Here is a 21,300-nt window from a genome sequence, read left to right on the forward strand (position 1 = left end):
AATGCGGAATCAAAAATAATTCTTACCGCAAATTATCAACCTAACAAAATTGGGAATAGTATAATAAAAAAAATATACGTCAGATGACGTATATTTTATGATAAGCGATAAGATTTTTATCGGTATTGTTTTTCGTAGTAAGTCTGATAATCGCCTGAAGTTACATTTTTTAGCCATTCTTCGTTCGACAAATACCAATCGATGGTTTTTTCTAAACCTTGCTCAAATGTTACTGATGGTTTCCAACCTAATTCCTTATTGATTTTTGTGGCATCAATAGCATAACGTAAATCGTGTCCTGGCCTGTCTTTTACATATGTAATTAGTTTTTCAGACTCGCCAGTAGGACGACCTAATTTACTATCCATTTGACGGCAAAGTAATTTCACCAAATCAATATTTTGCCATTCATTAAAACCACCAATATTGTAAGTCTCATGGTTTTTACCTTCATGGAATACTAAATCAATGGCAATGGCATGATCAAGCACAAATAACCAATCACGGGTATATTTTCCATCGCCATAAACCGGCAATGATTTGTTGTTGATGATATTATGTATGAATAGAGGAACTAACTTTTCTGGAAAGTGATTTGGACCGTAATTATTAGAGCAATTCGTAATTACATAAGGCAATCCATATGTTTCTCCGTAGGCTCTAACAAAATGATCTGAGCTTGCTTTTGAAGCAGAATAAGGAGAGTTTGGATCATAAGGAGTAGTTTCGGTAAATAATCCTTCTGCGCCTAATGAACCATAGACCTCATCTGTAGAAATATGGTAAAATCGTTTTCCTTCAAAATTGTCTTTCCAAATGGTTTTTGCTGCGTTTAACAAATTCATAGTACCAATTACATTGGTTTTTACAAACGCCAAAGGATCGGTGATGGATCGGTCTACATGGGATTCTGCTGCCAAATGGAGTACACCATCAAATTGATGCTTTTGAAATAAATTATTGATAAAATCAGCATCGGTAATATCTCCTTTTACAAAAGTATAATTGGGTAACGCATCAATATCGGCTATATTTTCTAGGTTACCTGCGTAAGTAAGCGCATCCAAATTAAAAATTTGATAATCAGGATACTTTGTTACAAACCGTCTCACAACATGAGAACCTATAAATCCTGCACCGCCAGTTATTACTATCTTTTTCATTTTATTATAATCTTCCGTCAGCTTTTTCGTTTAAAACTCCTTTTACATCAAACAATACACCGTTTGATTTTTTCAATTTAGATAAATCAATTGTGGTAAATTCTTTATGTGCCACTCCTAAAACTATAGCATCAAAGGTATCCGATGGCAATTGATTTGTGGTGGTTAACTTATATTCATGCGCTACTTCTGATGGCTTTGCCCAAGGATCATAAATAGTTACCTGAATTCCGTAATCTGCCAAAGCGGCAACTACATCTACTATTTTAGTATTTCTTACATCAGGACAATTTTCCTTGAAGGTAATTCCCAACATTAATAATTTAGCACCATTTATGGCAACGCCTTTTTTAATCATTAATTTGACTACCTGCGACGCTACATATTCACCCATACTGTCATTTAAGCGTCTTCCTGCTAAAATTATTTCAGGGTGATATCCTTTCTCTTGTGCTTTTTGGGCTAAATAATAAGGGTCAACGCCAATACAATGACCTCCGACTAAACCTGGTTTGAACGGAAGAAAATTCCATTTTGTTCCGGCTGCTTCTAATACGGCATGTGTATCAATTTCTAATAAATTAAAAATCTTAGCCAATTCGTTAACAAAAGCTATATTGATATCACGTTGTGAATTTTCGATAACTTTAGCCGCCTCAGCTACTTTTATAGAAGGAGCTAAGTGTGTCCCAGCAGTGATAACTGATTTGTATAATTCATTTACTTTTTGCCCGATTTCAGGAGTTGAACCCGAAGTTACTTTTAAAATCTTCTCAACGGTATGTTCTTTATCGCCTGGATTGATTCTTTCGGGAGAATAACCTGCGAAGAAATCAACATTGAATTTTAATCCGCTAACACGTTCCAAAACCGGAATACATTCTTCTTCAGTTACGCCAGGATAAACGGTAGATTCATAGATTACGATATCTCCTCTTTTAAGTACTTTTCCAACAGTTTCACTTGATTTGTATAATGGTGTTAAGTCGGGACGATTGTTTTTATCAACAGGAGTTGGCACCGTAACCACATAGTAATTACAATCTCTGATATCTTCTAAATTATTGCTACAGTAAAGTCCGTTAGCACTACTACTCGATGTAACTAAAACACTGTTTAGCGTTTCTTCATCAATTTCTAAAGTCGAATCTTTACCGGAGTTCAATTCTTGAATTCTGTTTTGATTGATATCAAAGCCAACAACGGGATATTTTGTTGCAAATAATCGCGCGAGTGGTAATCCAACATATCCTAATCCAATAACTGCTATTTTAATATTCATGAGATTTTTTTAACGTATTATATTCTAAAAGTGACCGCAAATATACTTATTTAATTAAACTCCGATGGACTGGTAAATAAAGCCAATTGCTTTCAATTGCTCAGCATCTAAAAGATTTCGTCCGTCAAAAACGAAAGCAGGTTTTAACATATTGTCATAAATTCTCTGCCAGTCATATTCTTTAAATTCATCCCATTCCGTCAGTACTGCAATGGCATGGGCGTTTTCACAAGCTTCATAAGGATTGTCAAAAGAAGTGATATGTTTTTCATTTTCAGCCGGCTTTCTTGTATCAAGATAATCTAAATCGGCAAGTACTTGTTTTTGGGCAACTTTTGGATCAAATAATGCAATATTAGCTTGTTCATTGATTAAATCATCTGCAACATAAATAGCAGCAGATTCTCTGGTATCATTAGTGTCTTTTTTAAATGCCCAACCCAGAAAAGTAATCTTTTTTCCAGAAACCGTGTTGTACAGTGTCTGAACAATATTTTTTGAAAAACGACGTTTTTGGTGGTCGTTCATAATAATTACTTGTTCCCAATAATCGGCCACTTCATTTAAACCAAAGGCTTTTGAAATATAGACTAAATTCAAAATGTCTTTTTGGAAACATGAACCGCCGAATCCTACAGAAGCTTTTAAGAATTTAGGACCAATTCTGCTATCCATTCCAATAGCTCTTGCTACTTCGTTAACATTAGCTTCCGTCTTTTCACATAATTCAGATATGGCATTGATGGATGAAACTCGTTGCGCTAGAAAAGCATTTGCAACTAATTTCGACAATTCAGAAGACCAAACATTAGTGGTTAAAATACGTTCTCTTGGCACCCAATTGGCATAAATATCTACTAAGGCAGCAATGGCTTTTTGTCCTTCTTCTGAAGACTCGCCACCAATTAAAACTCTGTCTGGACTTAACAAATCTGGAATTGCTGTACCTTCTGCCAAAAACTCTGGGTTTGAAAGTATTTGAAACTGTACACCATTACCTGTATTATCCAAAATACTTTTTAACGCTTCTGCTGTTCTAACAGGCAAGGTTGATTTTTCTACAATAATTTTATTGTTCTTGGCGACTTTGGCAATTTGACGGGCACAAAGCTCAATATGTTTTAAATCAGCCGCCATTCCTTTACCTGTTCCGTAAGTTTTCGTTGGCGTGTTCACCGAAATAAAAATCAAATCGGCTTCATCAATCGCTTTATCAACTTCGGTGGTAAAGAATAGGTTTTTATTTCTAGTATTGCCAACAATTTCGTTCAATCCTGGTTCGTATATCGGAATATTCGCCACATCTTTATCGTTCCAGGCTGCAATTCTGGCTTCATTTAAATCGACTACGGTTACTTTAATGTCCGGACATTTTTGAGCAATAACTGCCATTGTCGGCCCACCAACATAACCTGCTCCAATACAACAAATGTTTTTAATTTTCATGCTAAAGAATCTATTTTAAATTGTCCCAATACCATTTGACAGCTTCTTTTAAGCCTTGTTGAAATGAATATTTCGGATTATAGTTTAATAATTTTTTTGCTTTATCGATACTGGCCAATGAATGAGGAATATCTCCTACTCTATTTGGACCATGTATTATAGGTATATTTGAAATTTCTGAATCAAAATCGGACAGGTATTCTTTTAAAGAAGTTACCATATCGTTTAAAGTGGTTCGGTCTCCAAATGCTGTATTATAGACCGTATTTATGGCTTCTGGATTCTCTGACAACATTGCTAATTCATTCATTTGAATAACATTGTCGATGTACGTGAAATCTCTTGAGAAATTCCCATCGCCATTGATGATTGGGCTTTCGTGCTTCATCAGTTGCATGACAAATTTCGGAATCACAGCAGCATAGGCTCCGTTAGGATCTTGCTTTCTTCCAAAAACATTAAAATAACGCAAACCAACCGTTTCTAATCCGTAGGTTTTATTGAAAATATCAGCATAGAGTTCGTTGACATACTTTGTAATCGCATAAGGAGATAAGGGTTTGCCAATAACATCTTCTACTTTAGGCAAGCTTTCAGAATCGCCATACGTTGATGAACTCGCCGCATAAACAAATCGCTTTACTTGAGCCTCTTTTGATGCTGACAACATGTTTAAAAAGCCTGAAACATTGACATCATTTGTGGTAATAGGATCGTTTATAGAACGTGGTACTGAACCGAGAGCAGCCTGATGCAATACATAATCAACGTCTGTTACTGCCACTTTACAGGTTTCCAAATTTCGAATATCACCTTCAATCAATCTGAAATTTTCGTTATTTAAAAAAGGAGTCACATTATGCCTGAATCCAGTCGCAAAATTATCCAAACAAATAACAAAGTAGCCTTTGGATAAAAAGTACTCACAAAGGTTTGTACCTATGAATCCTGCGCCACCTGTAATTAAGACTGCTGTTTTGTTTCCTATCATTTACCTATTTTTTTTAATAAACGATATTTCCATTTGGCAAAAAACTCTGTTGGTTCTTCTTCTTCGTGATACCCGCTGCCATAGCCATAACCGTAGCTGTAACCATAGCCATAGCCGTAACCATAACCAACACCATATTTAGCTTTATTTTCATAACCATTAAAGATGATACTTACGTTGTTAAGTTCTCCTCGTTTGGTTCTGTTATTAAGCAACGTCAACATTTCCTTTTTAGTAAAGTTTTGACGAACTACGTATAAAGTAACATCGCAATATTGAGACAACTCTAGGGCATCGGAAACCAATCCAACCGGAGGAGTATCCAACACAATATAATCATAAGTTTTCTTTAATTCTTCTATCATTTCCTTCATCGAATCACCCAAAATTAATTCAGATGGATTAGGAGGAATCGGTCCTGAAGTTATTACATCTAGGAAAGGCACATGTGTTTTTTGTATAACATCTTCTAACTTTCGTTCTCCAATAAGATAATTTACCGCTCCTAATTCGTTCTTGATATTGAAATCATCAAAGATTTTCGGCTTTCGTAAATCGAGTCCCAAAATGATGGTTTTCTTTTCACTCAAGGCAAATACCGTTGCGATGTTCAACGAACAAAACGTTTTACCTTCCCCGCTGACAGAGGAGGTTAGCATCAAGGTTTTAGCTCCTTCGACACTTTGTTTTTTATATAAAAACTGTAGTGAAGAACGAATGGCTCTAAACGATTCCGACAAAGCTGATTTAGGTCTTTCAAATACCGATAAATTACTTTCAGAATGCTTAACTCCAACGATGCCAATAAGAGGCAACTGCGTTTGAGCAGAAATATCTTCAATATTTTGAACCGAATTACTAATAAAGAAAATAAAGAAGACCAATATCAACGGAATGATAAGTCCCATGAAAAAGGCTAAAACATAATTCACACTCGTTTTAGGACCCAATAATCCACCTCCAACATCTTTCGCTGGATCGATAAACAAAATGTCCGGAAGGTTGGCTGCTTTCACAATGGCTGCTTCGCTTCTTTTTTGTAAAAACGTATTGTAAATATTATCACTAAGATTGTATTTACGTGATAGTTTTAACCATTCTTGCTTGTTTTCTGGGAGTACACTAATTTCTCCTTCAACTTTTGCTATTTTCTGATTGGCTAAATTTAAATCGTACAGCAAGGCGTTTTGATAGGAACTTATGTTTTCCAGCAATACTTTTTTTACAGAAGATATTTCGTTATCAATTCTTTCATAATACACTTGACCTTTAACCGAATACGCCAACTCCGATCTTTGGATGGAAAGCGTTATTAGCTTAGAAACATTGGAATTGATATTAGGCTCATCAATACCGGCAACCGTTGGCGCTGGTAACTTTGAAAAATCAACACTATTTCTTAGATAATTTTTTAAGGTGTTGAGATAGGATATTTTTCGTTCTACAGCATCTTTTTGATTATCATAATCAAGCAATTGATTTTTGAAGGAAGAGCCACCTTCTTCAATATCTACTACATTATTGTTCTTCCCGAAATCTTTTAAATCATCTCCGGATTGTTTTAATTTACCTTCCATATCCAATAATTGCATATCGATGAAATTGATGGTATTTTCTGCAAACTTATTTTTACTATCTAATTCTCTTTTAATTAAAACCTCAACCGTAGTGTTTAGAAAATCAACCATTCGGCTTTTGTTATAGCCTTGGATTCCCAACTTTAAAATGGATCCTGCCTTTTCATCAATCGCGACGTTCAATCCCATAGCATTGGAGACCACACTATCAAAATTATTGCAGCGAACTAACACTTCTTCTTTTGCATTTTCTCCAGAATGAGGCACAGCAAGCAACCTCCAGCTTAGAAAAGGTAGGTTAACTATTTCTCCCACTTTATAAATTCGTTTGAACTCTTTGCTTTCAAGGTTGATGAATGATTTTTTAGTATCAGCGTAGCGAATAACCTCAACCCTTGTAGACGGAAAACTAGCCGTTAACTGATAGGAATCGCTGGAAATCATTTTTACCTTGACAAATTGATCTAGTACTTGATTTTGAGTCTCATCAATAACAACCTTAAATGGGATATCGCCGTAAACATCTTTTAGAAAGTATTTTGTCTGTTTCAGATAATCAACATAAAACTGTAATTTATCGACAACCAATTCATTATGCGACCTCGACTTTAGTGTTGTCGATATCATTTGAACTTTATCCGATGTTCCGCCCCAATTAAATACTAAACTCGTATTGGCAGTAAAAAAAGGATTGTTTTCTTCTTGTACTGCAATGGTTGTTTCAACACCATATATCTTTTGTTTTCTGACGTTAACCTGATGGGCAATAGAAAACGCAATAATGAGTCCAACAGCAAACCATTTCCAATAACTTAGCGTTTTTATTAAAAACCCTTTAAAATCGAAGCTATTTTGTTTATCAAAAAAAGTAAAATCTTTAACGTCTATCATGAAAATAGGGATTAATTTCTAAGTAACAAAAAGGTTGTTGTTGCTAAGGATAATAGTGTAATAACTGTAGACAAAGACTCAATACCGGTTTTACCTGTTCCCCAAGTTTTCTGTTTCAATGGTTTTACATAAATATAATCATTCGGCTGAAGATAAAAAACTGGTGAATCCGTTGCTTTACTATCGGTCAAGTCGATACTAAATGTTTCGCTTCCTTGTGGATATCTTCTAATGACTTTTACATCCTTACGGTCACCTGTAACAGTAATATCGCCAGAGTTGGCAATAGCCTCCATAATATTTACCTTATCCTGATAAAGCACGTTGGTTCCTGTTTTCGCAACTTCGCCGTTAACAGTATATCTGAATCCTGCCAATTTCACAATAACAAAAATTCCGGCTTCAGTTTTGAAATAACGCTCCAAAAGCATTTCCTCAATTTTAACCCTAACTTGATCTACTGTAAAACCTAATACATTAACATCACCAAGTATCGGTAGTCGAATATTACCATGATCATCGACAGAATAACCAGAAAAATAATTCCCCATTTCATTTCCTGCCAGTGTACTTTGATTCACACCCGAGTTAAATATTTCAACTAATTTAGGATCAATCGCTTTAATATTGATGATCATAATGTCATTAGTTTGAAGTCGGTATGGCTTCACATTTACTTGCTCTACGGCTTGATTATTAGAAGCTTCGCTCTTTTGCAAATAAATCAAATCCTTACTTGGAATACATGAAGTCAAAAGAACGCTGAAAAGAAGTAATAAATATATTTTGGGTGGGTTCATTATTTTAGATAAAAAATTTAGCAAACAAAGATAGTTTTTCAATTCTAATTACAAAAATGTAGCTTGCTATTATTTTGTTATATGTTTTTTAAGGTATTTTCAAACGGTATTCTATTCAAAATACTGCGCCCTAAAGTAACTTCATCGGCATATTCTAATTCGTCGCCAACAGCTATTCCACGTGCAATGGTCGATGTTTTGATATCATAATCTTTGATTTGTCTGAAAATATAAAAATTGGTAGTATCGCCCTCCATAGTAGAACTTAGCGCAAAGATTAATTCATCGATGGCTCCTGATTTTACCTTCTCTACCAACGAGGTAATCGTCAATTGGCTAGGTCCTACTCCGTCTATCGGTGAAATTTTCCCTCCCAAAACGTGATAAATACCTTTGAACTGATTGGTATTTTCTATGGCCATTACATCACGAACATCTTCAACAACACAGATGATTTTGTGATTTCGATTAGGATTGTTACAAATTTCGCACACTTCAACATCCGAAATATTGTGGCAAGAAACACAAAACTTTATGTCATCACGCATCGTTGTTAATGCCTGAGCTAAAAATTGGGTTTGCTCCGAAGGTTGTTTCAACAAATGCAATACCAAACGCAAAGCAGTCCGCTTGCCAATTCCGGGCAATTGTGCCATTTCGTTTACCGCCTTTTCGAGCAATTTTGAAGAGAATTCCATGAGGCAAAAGTAGGTAATTTGAAAATTAGATAATTTGAAAATTTGAAAATGTTTTAGGAAGCTTTAGAAAAAGATGCCGTTGTGAAAATGTTACAGAAATAAAGAATTTTGACTTTAGGAACTAAATCATTTTCAAATTTTCAAATTTTCAAATTACCACATTAATTTTGTATTTTGGCTCACTGTAAAACCCAACTTATGACGCCAACCACTATACTGATTATCATTGTTATTTATTTTGGATTATTGATATTGATTTCCAACAGCGTCAGCAAAAAAGGCTCGGATAATGATACTTTTTTCAAGGCTAACAAAAACTCCAAATGGTATTTAGTGGCATTTGGAATGATCGGAACGGCCTTGTCGGGTGTAACTTTTATTTCGGTTCCGGGTCAGGTGGGTTCGCCCGATATTCAATTCAAATATTTTCAGTTCGTATTGGGAAATGCACTCGGATTTTTACTGATTGCCAAAGTCCTACTTCCGCTGTACTACCGAATGAATCTGACTTCGATTTATGGTTACATTGAACAACGACTCGGAAATGTATCCTATAAAACGGCTGCTTTTATTTTCTTGATTAGCCGCACCATTGGTTCTGCTGCGCGATTATATTTGGTGGTTTTAGTGCTACAACGCTATCTTTTTGACGCTTTCGGAGTTCCGTTTTGGGCAACGGTTTTTATCTCTTTAGGACTGATTTTTGCCTACACGTATCGAGGAGGCCTAAAAACCATTATCATCACGGATACACTTCAGACTTTCTTCTTGGTTTCTTCGGTGTTTCTGACTATCTATTTCATTTGTGACAGTATGGATTTTTCGTTTGGAGAAGCCTTTGAAGCAGTTAAAAACAGTAATTATTCGAAGGTTTTCTTTTTTGAAGATTGGTTGAAAAGCACTCATTTTGTGAAACAAATATTAGGCGGAATGTTTGTAACGATAGCAATGGTTGGACTTGATCAGGATTTAATGCAAAAGAATCTAAGCTGCAAAAACATTGGCGAAGCTCAAAAAAACATGTACACCTTTACCGGAATCTTTGTCCTTATCAATATTTTCTTTTTGAGTGTTGGAGCCTTGCTTTATATGTATGCTGAGAAAAATGGAATCGCAGTTCCGATGGTAAACGGTGTAGCACGAACCGATTTATTGTTCCCTGAAATTGCCTTCAATCACCTATCCATTGTGCCAGCAGTCATCTTTTTATTGGGACTGACCGCAGCTACTTTTGCTACAACAGATTCGGCTTTGACGGCACTAACGACCTCGTTTTGTGTGGATTTTCTTGGAATGGATAAAGCGGAAAATCAAAACAAGCCAAATATTGTTAGAACACGCCATTTGGTGCATATAGGATTTTCATTTCTGATGTTGCTAGTGATTCTTTTGATCAACTTTTTTAACGATGCTTCAGTGGTCAGCCTGATTTTTAAGATTGCTGCGTTAACGTATGGGCCTTTATTAGGACTCTATGCATTTGGGTTGTTTGTAAAAACAAAAACGGTCAACGAAAATTTGGTTCCACTAGTTTGTATTCTAGCGCCAACACTAACGTTCCTATTGAGTTTGTATTCCAAAGCCCTTTTTGGAAACTATGAATTTGCCGAAGAATTGATTATTGTAAACGGATTGATTACGCTATTAGGATTGTTATTGATTAGCAAACCTGCGACAAAGAATACCAGGTATTAATACTGATTAGTAGCCAATAAAACTAAGGTACAGGCCACTTCAACCTGAATACCATTGCCTTGCAATAACTGATAGAACTCAGGATTTTCTGTTCCGGGATTGAAAATCACACGCTTCGGTTGGGTTTCGATAATGTAATTGTAATAATCTCTTTGGCGTAAGGGATTCAGATACAACGTTACCGTATCAATATTCTTAAGCGGAATCTGTTTGGTGTAGATTGTAACTCCGGCCACATCTCCAGTATTTTGACCGATAGCCAATACAGAATGTCCTTTTTCAACGAGTGAATGTATTGCTTTAAAAGCATATCTGTCAGGCTTTGTGGTAGCACCTAGTACCAACGTTTTTTTATTTTTCATGGGTTTTGTTACGAGGTTTCAAAGATAATACTAACTTTATATTTCGGGAGGTTTATTTAACTTCTATTTAATATTTAAAGTAAAACGCACAGTTTACCTTTGCGAAAAAACTATGGATGTATTTATTTTCCTTTCTGCAGCTCTGTTTTCGGTACTGAATCCAATAGGAACTGTTCCCATTTTTGTGGGATTAACGCAGGATTATACTAAAAAAGAACGTTCTCGTGTTTCGCTTTGGACTTCAATAAACGTATTGATTATTTTAACCATCTCTTTTTTTATCGGACAATATGTGTTGTCCTTTTTTGGGATAACGATTACGGCGTTGCGAATTGCCGGTGGTATCATTATTGCCAGCTCTGGATTCGGATTATTGAACGGTAAATTCAGTAAAAACAAAGGAATCGACAAAAAAGTACAACAGGATATTGAAAACCGCAACGACATCGCATTAACACCTTTAGCCATGCCCATGTTGGCAGGACCAGGTTCTATTTCACTATTGATTGCTTATTATGAGGAACACCACACAACAAGTGAGATTCTCTTTTCATGCCTTGCCATTCTAACGGTCAGTGCATTGATTTATATCATTTTGCGCAGTGCCCATTATTTGGCAAAATACCTTGGCGCTTCCGGAATTGTAGCTATTTCCAGAATCATCGGTTTCCTTACTATTGCTATCGGAATTCAATACATCATCAGCTCTGTTTTGAGTATTATTAGAGGCATTTAATTTAATACATTATGACAAAAACACTTTTACTAGTTTCAGCATTTTTAGTACTGGTTAGTTGCAAATCAGGTCAAAACGCAACATCTAATAATAGTTCAGCGCTTAACGAATTGGTATCGATAATGCAAGGACATTATTCCTCCGAAAAACAATCGATAGCCGACACCGATTATTACAACATTTCCCTTCGCATGATTCCGATATGGAAACAAAAAGGACACTATTTATTTGTGGAACAAGCCATTTTTGACAAGCAAGACAAACCATATCGAGTACGAATTTATAAGGTGTCACAAAGAAGCGACAACGAATTTATTAGTGAAATCTATACCTTAAAAAATGAAAAAGAATGGATTGGAAAATGGACCACTCCCGAAGTGTATGACCAACTGACCGAAAATGATATCGAATTAAAACAAGGTTGTGAAGTAGTATTAAAAAGAGAAAGTAGAAATAAGTTTGTAGGTGCTACCGGAGATAAAACCTGTCCGAGTGAGTTAAGAGGAGCCAGTTGGGCTAATTCTAAAGTAACTGTTTTAGAGAATGAAATTCTATCTTGGGATCAGGGATTTGATAAAGAAGGAAAACAAGTTTGGGGTGCTACTAAAGGAGGATACCAATTTATTAAAATCAAGAAATAACAGAAACACTAAATAAGAAAGCCCAAATTCAATATCGAGTTTGGGCTTTTTTAGTATATGTTTTAGAGAAATTATGCTCTCGGGAGAAATATTTCTGCCATCATACAACGAGCACTTCCGCCGCCACAAGCTTCGATGGTATCCAAACTAGAGTGTATAATTTCCACGTGAGCTTCTAATTGTGAGATTTGCTTTTTGGTTAAGCTTTTATAAGCCGACTCACTCATAACTAGAAATCGTTCCTCGTTTTTACCTTTTACTTCCAACATATTTCCAGCAAAGTTATTGACTTGGTCTTCGGTAATCAGGATGATTTCTTTGTCATCGCCACGAAGGCTGTCCAAGACCATTTTGCGTTCTTTTTTATCGTCGATACAATCGGCACAAATGACGGCAAAGGTATCGCCCAAAGTCATCATCACATTCGTATGATAAATCAATTCTCGTTTACCGTTTACGGTTTGAAACGCTTCAAAAATTACGGGTGTATATTCAAAATCTTCACAGAATTCAATCATAAGTTCTTCCTCAGCTCTTGGAGAAAGGGCACAATAGGCTTTGCCGTTTTCTCTATCCAGAAGCAGACTTCCGGTTCCTTCCAAGAATACTCCATCTTCTTCTGCCAAAGTATAATCCATGATTTCTTTGATGACAAAACCATCATCTTCTAAAACATCAAGAATATCTTCTCGCCTTTCGGCACGGCGGTTTTCGGCGAACATTGGGTACAAAACCACATCGCCAGTTTCGTGAAAAGATATCCAGTTATTCGGAAAAATACTGTCTGGTGTATTAGGTTCAACGGTATCTTCAACAACGGTGACTTTCACACCCACTTTACGCAATTTGGCCACAAAAGCATCAAACTCTTGCTGCGCTTTGGCGTTTACTGTTTCAGGAGAAAGTCCGTCAAGAACTTTTTGATAATAATTGTTTACTGCCGTCTGCTCGTTCATTCTGAAAGCAACAGGACGAATCATCAGTATGGAATCGGTGGTTTGTTTCATTGGTTACATTAATTTTAATTTTGGTACTGATTTTTATCGTCTTTTCAAAGGTAACAAATCAGAACAAATAAAAAAGCGGTACGATGTGGAATTCTATTTTACATAGCGCTATCCTTCTCTAACCCTAAGGAAGTACAACTATAAAATATCCTAAAAAAAACTCTTGTATAAACTTCTGAATATTATTTACCTCTTGGCGCTTTTCCGTTACCGTTGGTAGCACCGTTTGTTCCTGTCCTGTCGTGAGCGGTTCCGGAATTTGCATACTTGCCCGATGAGCAAGCCAACAGTAATAAAGCCATACCTACAAATAAACCGTTTCTAATGTTGCGTAACGTTTTCATAATTTCTTGTTTTTAAATTATAATAAAGTTACTACCGTACAGTGTCACAACCCTTATAAATTTAAATATTGTTATTGTATAATTTCAATGAATTACATCGAACGACTATCTCAAAAAAAAGCACTCTTTCGAGTGCTTTCCCATCAAAATTACAAAATGATGTTTAACCCAATTCTGAAATTTCTTCCTCGTGTTGCATACCCGATGTTTTCGACAAATTCTTCATTCAAAAGATTCGTTGCAGCACCAAAAACGGTCAGTCTATTTTTGATGAGTTCGTATTTTGCAGTTGCATTAACCAATTGATACGAGCCCAAAGTAGTGGTTACAACACCAAAAGTAGTGCCGTCATAAAAAGCATCATTTCGGGCATTGAAATATTGATAATCCAAGCTTAAAAACGTTCTGATTGTTGGTTGATAGCTCAAACTTGCGTTCGCTTTGTGTTTCGGAATCAATCGATCCAAGGCTTTGTCTACCTGAGTAAAAGTATAGTTTCCGTTGAGTTGTACTTTAGAGGTCAGCGCTATGTTTATAGCCGTCTCTACTCCTTTTGCTTTGGTTTCTCCGTTGACATTTACATAAAAAGCTTCAAAAGTCACGGGATCAAAGTAAAAATCGATGGCGTTATTCTGGTCACGGTAAAATGCCACCGCATTTAATCTGACTTTTTTATTAAGTAGTTCGGTTTCAAAACCGGCTTCGATGGTGGCATTCTTTTCTGGGGTCAAAAAGGGATTTCCGTATTCGGAATACAATTGGTACAAACTCGGCGTAATATAAGCGGTGCTGTAGGAAGCCAACACTTTTAACGGGAAAGAAGTTTTAAAATTGTAAGACGGATTAAAATTGTACACAAAATTGTTACCATACGCACTGTGATTATTTAAACGTGCGCCTGCATTGATATTTAAACCAAAATCAGAATTGTAAACCAAAGTGGTGTAGCCGTCAATGATATTGAATTTGGTGCTTTCATGAGTAATGACGCTAAAAGGTGTGGTGCTTTCCATGTCACTAAACTGATAATTGGCGCCCAGAATCAAGAAAAACTGTTTGCTGAAATTATACTTATTAAATCCGTCTAAAACGACATTTCTGGAATTATAAACAGAATAATCTATCGTATTAGAAAAGGTATTGAATTCGTTGTAATCCCTAGTAATTTTGGTAAAACCCGAATTCAAAACGAACTCTCCTTTGCTGTATTTGTATTTAGGCGCAAACCCAAAACGGATTTGTTCCGATGTGGTTACATTAGCATCTGTATCGTTAAAACCTGTGTTATCAAAAGTAAAATCGTAGTCATTTTTGATGCGGTCATAATTTCCAAAGAAATCCAGCGACAGTTTATCGGTAGCTTTAAAACCTATTTTTCCCAAAAGGTTTTGTCTTGAAAAACGATCTTCTTCATAATTTGAAGTAGCTGTTGGCTCGGCAATCTGAGACATGCCTTTCGATTCTGTGCTGTTGATTCCGGCAAAATACTGTACCTTTTTAACATCACCACTTACGGATAGCCCTTGATTAAAATCCTGTCCGTTATAATGATGATTATCGGCTGTATTATTGGATCCGATATTTACATAAGCATTACCCTGAATCTCTTTTTTGATAGATTTTTTCAGCGTAACATTAATCACTCCTGTGGCTGCTCCGGTTCCATACAACGTACTGGCGGCACCTTTCATAATTTCAATACGCTCCACTTGCTCAACAGGAAGCAAACGCAAATCGTATTCAATACTAATTCCGGAAGCATCGGTTACCGGAATTCCATCAATCAAAATCAACACCTGACGGTTTTTACCTCCACGGATGTAATAGCCCAAATTTTTTCCGTTGGCCGATTGGTTTCCGTTGATTTCGACACCAGCTGCCTGACTGAGGACTGTTGCCAGACTTTGTCCTGATTTTTTGGCCAAATCCTGAGCGGTAATGACTTCGATAACTTTTCCTGATTTTTCTTTGCTTTGTGCAAATTTAGTGTCGGAAACGACCACTTCTTTTAATGGATTTACTTGGATAGAATCCAGCTCTTGCGCATAGGCACAAGTGTTTAGCATTACCAGAACGGCAATTGCCCTAATTGTTTTTTTCATTTTTGGTTCAACAATAATTTAATAATCTTGGGAGAAAAGCATAGAATTTACCCATACCCAAACCTTTTGTCCCGAAAGTTTGTTACTCGATGAATTAGGCAGGTCTCCTGGCTTGCGTCTTGTTGTTGACCTTCTCATTCTGACAATCAGAACAATGGTTTTGTAGATAACAACAAGCTTGATAGCTTACAGTTGCGGGAACAGCTCGGGATTTTTGATTTTAGATTTTAGATTTCTGATTTTACTGCTGTAATCATCAGATACTAAGCTCCAGTCCTCAATCACACGATTCCCTTTTAATGCGATGCCGAAAAACAACAATCGCAACCTTAATTCGGCTGCAAATGTAAAGTATAAAGTAAAAACAAAACAATACTTTTGTAAAAAAAACTAGATGAGATTCTTTTGTAGTGTTATAGTATCTGCTTTGCTTACTGTTTTATTGATACAATGCAAATCAGAAACAAAATCCGAAACCGTTATTTCTTCAGTAAATACAATCAGATACGCCAGAGGGTTTTCGATTCAGAACTACAAAGGCTATTCGATGGTGACTGTTAAAAATCCATGGCCCAATGCGTCCAAAACGTATACTTACATCCTTAAAGAGAAGAAAGGCATTGTTCCCGACAGCCTAAAGCAAAACCTGATTATTCCCATTCCGATACAAACCATTGTAGTAACATCTACTACACATATTCCGTCGCTTGAAATGCTGGATGAAGTACCTTCGTTAATTGGGTTTCCGCATTGTGATTATATTTCTTCTGATAAAGTCAGAGCCCGAATAGAAGCCGGAAAAGTAAAAGAATTGGGCAATAATCAGGACTTGAATACTGAAATTTTACTCGATTTACAACCAAATATTATCATTGGTTATGGCATTGACAACAAAAACCCAACCTTGGATAATCTGCAAAAAAGTGGCCTGAAAGTAATACTGAACGGCGACTGGAATGAAGAAAATGCACTGGGTAAAGCCGAATGGATTAAATTTTTCGGAGCTCTGTATGGCAAACAAAAACAAGCCGAAGCCCTTTTTAATAAGATTGAAAAAGATTTTCTAAAAACGACCGCTATTGCCAAATTAGCCAAGACGACTCCGACTATTTTGGCCGGAGATATGTTTGAAGACCGATGGTATTTACCCAAGGGAACCAGTTGGGGAAGCTTACTTTTAAAACAAGCTAATGGTAATTATTTGTGGCAAGAAACTAGCGGTACTGGTAGTCTTTCGCTATCTTTTGAAACTGTTTTCGAAAAAGCAAAAAGTGCTGATATCTGGATTACATCGGGACAATTTTCTTCGTTACAGGAAATGACGGATAGTAATCCACATTATGCGAAATTTGATGCGTACACTAATAAAAACGTGTTCACTTTCAGTAGAAAAAAAGGAAAAACCGGCGGCATATTGTACTATGAATTGGCTCCGAACCGACCGGATTTAGTATTGAAAGATTTGGTGAAAATTCTGCATCCGGAGTTGTTAAAGGGTTACCAGCCTTTTTTCTTTGAGAAATTAAAGTAGCGATCAATACACGAATATTTTTTAGCTTTGGCGTCAAGATGAATTCCCTGGATTTTGGGAAAGTATCGACAACCAAACCCATTAACTGATGTTAAAAACACGAAATACCCTCTTATTTTTCGCTTTACTGGCAGCATTGCTTCTGGTATTTCTGTTGAACATAGCTTCGGGACAAGTTGCGATTCCTGTGAAGGAAGTTTTCAAGAGTTTGTTTGGTGGGTATGCTTCCAAAGATACTTGGGACTATATCATCGTTAATTTTCGATTACCCAAAGCCATTACTGCTGTTTTAGTTGGGATTGGATTGTCGATTTCGGGTTTGTTGATGCAGACTTTGTTCCGAAATCCGTTGGCCGGACCTTATGTACTTGGACTGAGTTCGGGTTCTAGTTTGGGCGTTGCTTTAGTAATTCTTGGTGCAGGAACATTGCCTCCTGTTTTTGCTGAACTTTTATTATCCCCTTATGGAATCATTCTGGCCTCATGCACAGGTAGTTTATTGGTTTTACTGATGATCCTAATCGTCTCACAACGTTTACGCGATACTATGTCAATATTGATTGTAGGGCTTATGTTTAGTAGTTTTACCAGTGCAATCGTTAGTGTTTTCAGCTATTTCAGCACGGCCGAACAATTGCAGAAATATACGTTTTGGTCTATGGGAAGCATCGGCAATATATCATGGCTAAATATTGGCATTTTGGCTATTTGTGTGATGATAGGTTTGCTATTGAGTTTGCTTTCATTAAAACCTCTTGATGCTTTGCTTTTGGGAGAAAATTATGCTAAAAGTATGGGGCTCAACATTTCAAGAACACGTTATATCATCATCTTTGCTACCAGTATTTTGGCCGGAAGCATTACGGCATTTGCTGGACCTATTGCGTTTGTTGGGTTAGCCGTTCCACATTTGACCAAATTATTGTTTAGAACTAGCAACCATCAAATTTTATTTTTCGGAACACTTTTAATTGGTGCAATAATTATGTTATTTTGTGATATGGTTTCCCAAATGCCTGGTTTTGAATTTACAATACCTATCAACGCCATAACCTCTATCATTGGAGCTCCGATGGTCATTTGGTTAATTATTCGTAGAAAAAATAAAAATAATGTGATATGAAAGAAACAGCTCGCAACCTATATTTTATCCTCATTACCTTCTCAGCACTACTCCTGTCTGGATGTGCCGAATTAATTGATTGTGTTGCCAGCGCGCGACCCAACATACATTCTAAAAACTTAGCCACCGGAAATTTTGGGTTGCCTTACTCCGATTTCATCCAAGCTGATGTTACTAACGAGCCTAATGATGATGCCTACAACTATTATTTTTCTGTAGACGGAAATTTACCTCCAGGGATGACTTATCGGGAACAGAACAGAAGAGTTTATATTACTGGAACCCCAACAATGTCAGGAAGTTTTACTTTCAGAGTGCATTTGACCGTTGATCCACCAGATTATTACGACGGTAATAATGGTTTTTGGGATGATAGCAATCAAATTTGCTTTAGCGATGACTCGACGTCCAAAGAATTCACGATTGTTATCAATTAATTTTTGGAACAGCATCTCAAAATACTCAGCACAAACAATTTAAGTATTGGTTATCAATCCAAAAATTATACGAATAGCATTGCCGAAAATCTAAATCTAAATTTAGGCGAAGGACAACTTGTGGCGTTAGTGGGTGCTAATGGTATTGGAAAATCCACCTTACTAAGAACCTTAACCGGAATCCAAAAACCGCTTGCCGGAACCATTATGCTGAATGATAAGGATATTTTTTCTTATGAACCCTTAGCCTTGGCACAAAATTTAAGCTTAGTACTTACTGAAAAATTACCGCCCAGCAATCTGACCGTTTTTGAATTAATCGCTTTAGGCAGACAGCCTTATACAAATTGGTTGGGTCAACTTTCATCAGAAGATATACTACAAATTAATCGAGCGATTGAACTAACACATATTGAGCATTTAGTTGATAAAAGGCATCACGAAATTAGCGATGGCCAGTTACAGATCGTTTTAATCGCTAGAGCTTTGGCACAAGACACAGCACTAATCATTTTAGACGAGCCCACGACACATCTTGATTTACAGCATAAAGTCGCCGTATTTAAACTGCTCAAAAAACTTTCTCAGGAAACGGCTAAATGCATTTTATTTTCGACACACGATATCGATTTGGCCATTCAACTATCGGATGAAATGATTGTGATGACTGAAGCAAATGTTCATCAGAATCAGCCCTGTACTTTGATTAGTCAAGGTGTTTTCGATACCATATTCAACGATGACTCACTGTTTTTTGACAAGGAGAAAGGGAAATTCGCCTTTAAAACATTATAGAACCTCAACAGTTGTTTATCTTTGTAAGTGTACCAAATGCTATACAAATGAAACACTTGCTCAACCTCACGCTGCTTTTTTGGATTACCCTGACCACAGCACAGTTTAAAATGGAGTTGACGCCACAAGGTTTTCCTTCGATGGAAATCAAAACTCCAAACAAAACTCTGGATAAACTCATGGAAGCTTCCAAGGCATGGGCGCCGTATTATAACAAAAAGGGCGCGGATGTTTTTAATGTAACTGAAAAATCCTTAACCATCGAAGCCCGAAATGAAAGTGCCTATTACTATTATAATGTGGGCGTAAAATATTATTGCGACATTGTGTATTCGCTCAAGATTACATTTCAGGACGATAAAACGTACACGCTGCTTTTTGCGGTAAAAGAAATTTATGCAGAAAATGTGCTGAAGAAAACAACAGTAACCGATTTTTTTTCTCCAGAAGGGAAATTAAAAGATGATTTCACGGATGCCAAACCTTCATTAGAAAAGACAGCGAGTAACATTGTGAATTCTTTTATAAACTTTATCGAGCGCTAATCTGTCTCTTTGCCTCACCTACTACAAAAGCAACCGAATTGGCAATGTTGTAGCTTCGGATTAAAGAGGACATGGGAATTGTCAAATGATTTTCGAACAGTGCCAAAACTTCGGGACTCAATCCTACACTTTCTTTACCGAAGACTAGCCAGTCTTCGTCTTGGAATTCGGCTTCGTAAATCGATTTTGAAGCATGGGAACTCATCAGATAAACTCTCGATTTGTCTTTAATCTGCGCCATCCACTCGGTTACATTTTGGTATTCTGTAACATCTAAATGCACCCAATAATCCAAACCCGAACGCTTTAGGTTTTTGTCATTGATTACAAATCCGAAGGGATGAATCAAATGCAGACGGCTTTCGGTGCCGACACTCAATCGGCCAATATTTCCGGTGTTGTTGGGGATTTCGGGTTCTACTAAAACAATGTTGAGCATGAGGGATTTTGGATTTAGAAATTGAGATTTAGGAATTGGAAATTGGGATTTAGAAAAAATGTTCCACTTCACGAACTTCTCCGGCTTTTAGGTTTTTCAAATGTAGGTTTCCAACTCGGATTCTGACCAATCGAAGTGTTGGAAATCCAACTGCAGCAGTCATTTTTCTAACCTGACGAAATTTTCCTTCCGTAAGCGTTAAAGAGAGCCAGCTTGTTGGGCCATGACGCTCGTCTCTTATTTTTCTGCCTTCACCAATGCTTTCCGGAAGTTCTGTTATGACTTTAGCTTCGCAGGTTTTCGTGGTATATCGAATACCTTTAAATCCTATTTCGACACCCTTTTGTAATTGTACAATCGCATCGTTGGTAATCATGCCATCTACTTGGGCGTAGTATTCTTTTTCAACGGTTTTGCTGCGAACCCTTTCGCTCATCATTCCGTCGGTTGTCAAAAGTAATAATCCTTCTGAATCTTCATCTAAACGACCAATTGCCATGGTTCCTATTGGAAAATCGTATAACGCGCCAAGCAATTTTTTAGGACGCTTTTTTTCGTAGACAAACTGACTTAAATAGCCATGTGGCTTATGAACTATAAAGTGCTGATTTTCTGTCATATTACAACTATGAATTGTACCATTTAATAGTAAGATTGTACAAGCGTTATGGCAAAAATAAGATTAATTTTACTAT

The 21,300-nt window shown here is 36.6% G+C and carries 21 protein-coding genes and 1 riboswitch; of the genes, 8 read left to right on the plus strand and 13 right to left on the minus strand.

Annotated features, from left to right (window positions below; genetic code table 11):
* Positions 1-116: 116 nt before the first annotated feature.
* The 7 genes from rfbB to recR form a co-directional block, all read right to left on the minus strand.
* Positions 117-1,163 (minus strand): dTDP-glucose 4,6-dehydratase, encoded by a 1,047-nt coding sequence (gene rfbB, locus ACULEU_RS10630; RefSeq protein WP_445452568.1) that lies wholly within the window; start codon positions 1,161-1,163, stop codon positions 117-119.
* Between the two features lie 4 nt (positions 1,164-1,167).
* A complete protein-coding gene (locus ACULEU_RS10635; RefSeq protein ID WP_445452569.1) occupies positions 1,168-2,445 on the minus strand; it encodes a nucleotide sugar dehydrogenase in 1,278 nt (425 codons plus the stop codon).
* 54 nt (positions 2,446-2,499) lie between these two features.
* Positions 2,500-3,891, minus strand: coding sequence for a UDP-glucose 6-dehydrogenase (locus ACULEU_RS10640; RefSeq protein ID WP_445452570.1), 1,392 nt, complete (start codon positions 3,889-3,891; stop codon positions 2,500-2,502).
* A gap of 10 nt (positions 3,892-3,901) precedes the next feature.
* Positions 3,902-4,882: an SDR family oxidoreductase gene (locus ACULEU_RS10645; RefSeq protein ID WP_445452571.1), complete on the minus strand. Its 981-nt coding sequence runs from the start codon at positions 4,880-4,882 to the stop codon at positions 3,902-3,904.
* Positions 4,879-7,350, minus strand: a complete 2,472-nt coding sequence (locus ACULEU_RS10650; protein WP_445452572.1) for a polysaccharide biosynthesis tyrosine autokinase — start codon at positions 7,348-7,350, stop codon at positions 4,879-4,881. The genes ACULEU_RS10645 and ACULEU_RS10650 overlap by 4 nt, the downstream gene beginning before the upstream one ends.
* Positions 7,351-7,361: 11 nt before the next feature.
* On the minus strand, positions 7,362-8,150 hold the full coding sequence (locus ACULEU_RS10655) for a polysaccharide biosynthesis/export family protein (RefSeq protein ID WP_445452573.1): 789 nt from the start codon (positions 8,148-8,150) through the stop codon (positions 7,362-7,364).
* A 77-nt stretch (positions 8,151-8,227) separates the two neighbouring features.
* On the minus strand, positions 8,228-8,848 hold the full coding sequence (gene recR / locus ACULEU_RS10660; protein ID WP_445452574.1) for a recombination mediator RecR: 621 nt from the start codon (positions 8,846-8,848) through the stop codon (positions 8,228-8,230).
* A gap of 198 nt (positions 8,849-9,046) precedes the next feature.
* On the opposite strand from recR, the gene ACULEU_RS10665 reads away from it, so the two are divergent.
* A complete protein-coding gene (locus ACULEU_RS10665; RefSeq protein ID WP_445452575.1) occupies positions 9,047-10,543 on the plus strand; it encodes a sodium:solute symporter in 1,497 nt (498 codons plus the stop codon).
* Here ACULEU_RS10665 and ACULEU_RS10670 read toward each other — a convergent pair.
* Positions 10,540-10,905 (minus strand): CoA-binding protein, encoded by a 366-nt coding sequence (locus tag ACULEU_RS10670; RefSeq protein WP_445452576.1) that lies wholly within the window; start codon positions 10,903-10,905, stop codon positions 10,540-10,542. The two genes, ACULEU_RS10665 and ACULEU_RS10670, sit on opposite strands and share 4 nt — an antisense overlap.
* Positions 10,906-11,017: 112 nt before the next feature.
* On the opposite strand from ACULEU_RS10670, the gene ACULEU_RS10675 reads away from it, so the two are divergent.
* Positions 11,018-11,641, plus strand: coding sequence for a MarC family NAAT transporter (locus ACULEU_RS10675; RefSeq protein ID WP_445452577.1), 624 nt, complete (start codon positions 11,018-11,020; stop codon positions 11,639-11,641).
* A gap of 11 nt (positions 11,642-11,652) precedes the next feature.
* Entirely contained in the window at positions 11,653-12,282 is a 630-nt protein-coding gene (locus ACULEU_RS10680; RefSeq protein ID WP_445452578.1) for a chromophore lyase CpcT/CpeT, read from the plus strand.
* Between the two features lie 71 nt (positions 12,283-12,353).
* Here the strand turns inward: ACULEU_RS10680 and ctlX are convergent, their stop codons facing one another.
* From ctlX to ACULEU_RS10695, 3 genes are all read right to left on the minus strand, one after another.
* Positions 12,354-13,289 (minus strand): citrulline utilization hydrolase CtlX, encoded by a 936-nt coding sequence (ctlX, locus tag ACULEU_RS10685; protein ID WP_445452579.1) that lies wholly within the window; start codon positions 13,287-13,289, stop codon positions 12,354-12,356.
* A 182-nt stretch (positions 13,290-13,471) separates the two neighbouring features.
* A complete protein-coding gene (locus ACULEU_RS10690; RefSeq protein ID WP_445452580.1) occupies positions 13,472-13,633 on the minus strand; it encodes a hypothetical protein in 162 nt (53 codons plus the stop codon).
* A gap of 149 nt (positions 13,634-13,782) precedes the next feature.
* Positions 13,783-15,735 carry a TonB-dependent receptor plug domain-containing protein gene (locus ACULEU_RS10695; RefSeq protein ID WP_445452581.1) on the minus strand — a complete coding sequence of 651 codons (1,953 nt, stop codon included), beginning with the start codon at positions 15,733-15,735 and terminating at the stop codon, positions 13,783-13,785.
* Positions 15,736-15,816: 81 nt separating this feature from the next.
* Positions 15,817-16,082: riboswitch (cobalamin riboswitch) on the minus strand.
* Between the two features lie 47 nt (positions 16,083-16,129).
* Between ACULEU_RS10695 and ACULEU_RS10700 the strand changes: the two genes are divergently transcribed.
* From ACULEU_RS10700 to ACULEU_RS10720, 5 genes are all read left to right on the plus strand, one after another.
* Positions 16,130-17,266: an ABC transporter substrate-binding protein gene (locus ACULEU_RS10700; RefSeq protein ID WP_445452582.1), complete on the plus strand. Its 1,137-nt coding sequence runs from the start codon at positions 16,130-16,132 to the stop codon at positions 17,264-17,266.
* An 88-nt stretch (positions 17,267-17,354) separates the two neighbouring features.
* Complete coding sequence (locus ACULEU_RS10705; RefSeq protein WP_445452583.1) at positions 17,355-18,389, plus strand: iron chelate uptake ABC transporter family permease subunit; 1,035 nt, start codon at positions 17,355-17,357, stop codon at positions 18,387-18,389.
* Positions 18,386-18,826, plus strand: a complete 441-nt coding sequence (locus ACULEU_RS10710; protein WP_445452584.1) for a putative Ig domain-containing protein — start codon at positions 18,386-18,388, stop codon at positions 18,824-18,826. Before ACULEU_RS10705 ends, ACULEU_RS10710 begins: the two co-directional genes overlap by 4 nt.
* Positions 18,827-18,829: 3 nt before the next feature.
* Positions 18,830-19,621: an ABC transporter ATP-binding protein gene (locus ACULEU_RS10715; protein ID WP_445452585.1), complete on the plus strand. Its 792-nt coding sequence runs from the start codon at positions 18,830-18,832 to the stop codon at positions 19,619-19,621.
* 47 nt (positions 19,622-19,668) lie between these two features.
* The gene (locus ACULEU_RS10720) at positions 19,669-20,166 is read left to right on the plus strand and encodes a hypothetical protein (protein WP_445452586.1); all 498 of its coding nucleotides are present in this window, start codon (positions 19,669-19,671) and stop codon (positions 20,164-20,166) included.
* Here ACULEU_RS10720 and ACULEU_RS10725 read toward each other — a convergent pair.
* A complete protein-coding gene (locus ACULEU_RS10725) occupies positions 20,153-20,605 on the minus strand; it encodes a tRNA (cytidine(34)-2'-O)-methyltransferase (RefSeq protein ID WP_445452587.1) in 453 nt (150 codons plus the stop codon). The two genes, ACULEU_RS10720 and ACULEU_RS10725, sit on opposite strands and share 14 nt — an antisense overlap.
* Before the next feature lie 49 nt (positions 20,606-20,654).
* On the minus strand, positions 20,655-21,224 hold the full coding sequence (locus ACULEU_RS10730) for a pseudouridine synthase (RefSeq protein WP_445452588.1): 570 nt from the start codon (positions 21,222-21,224) through the stop codon (positions 20,655-20,657).
* Between the last annotated feature and the right edge of the window lie 76 nt (positions 21,225-21,300).

This window comes from Flavobacterium sp. 25HG05S-40 (assembly GCF_052654735.1).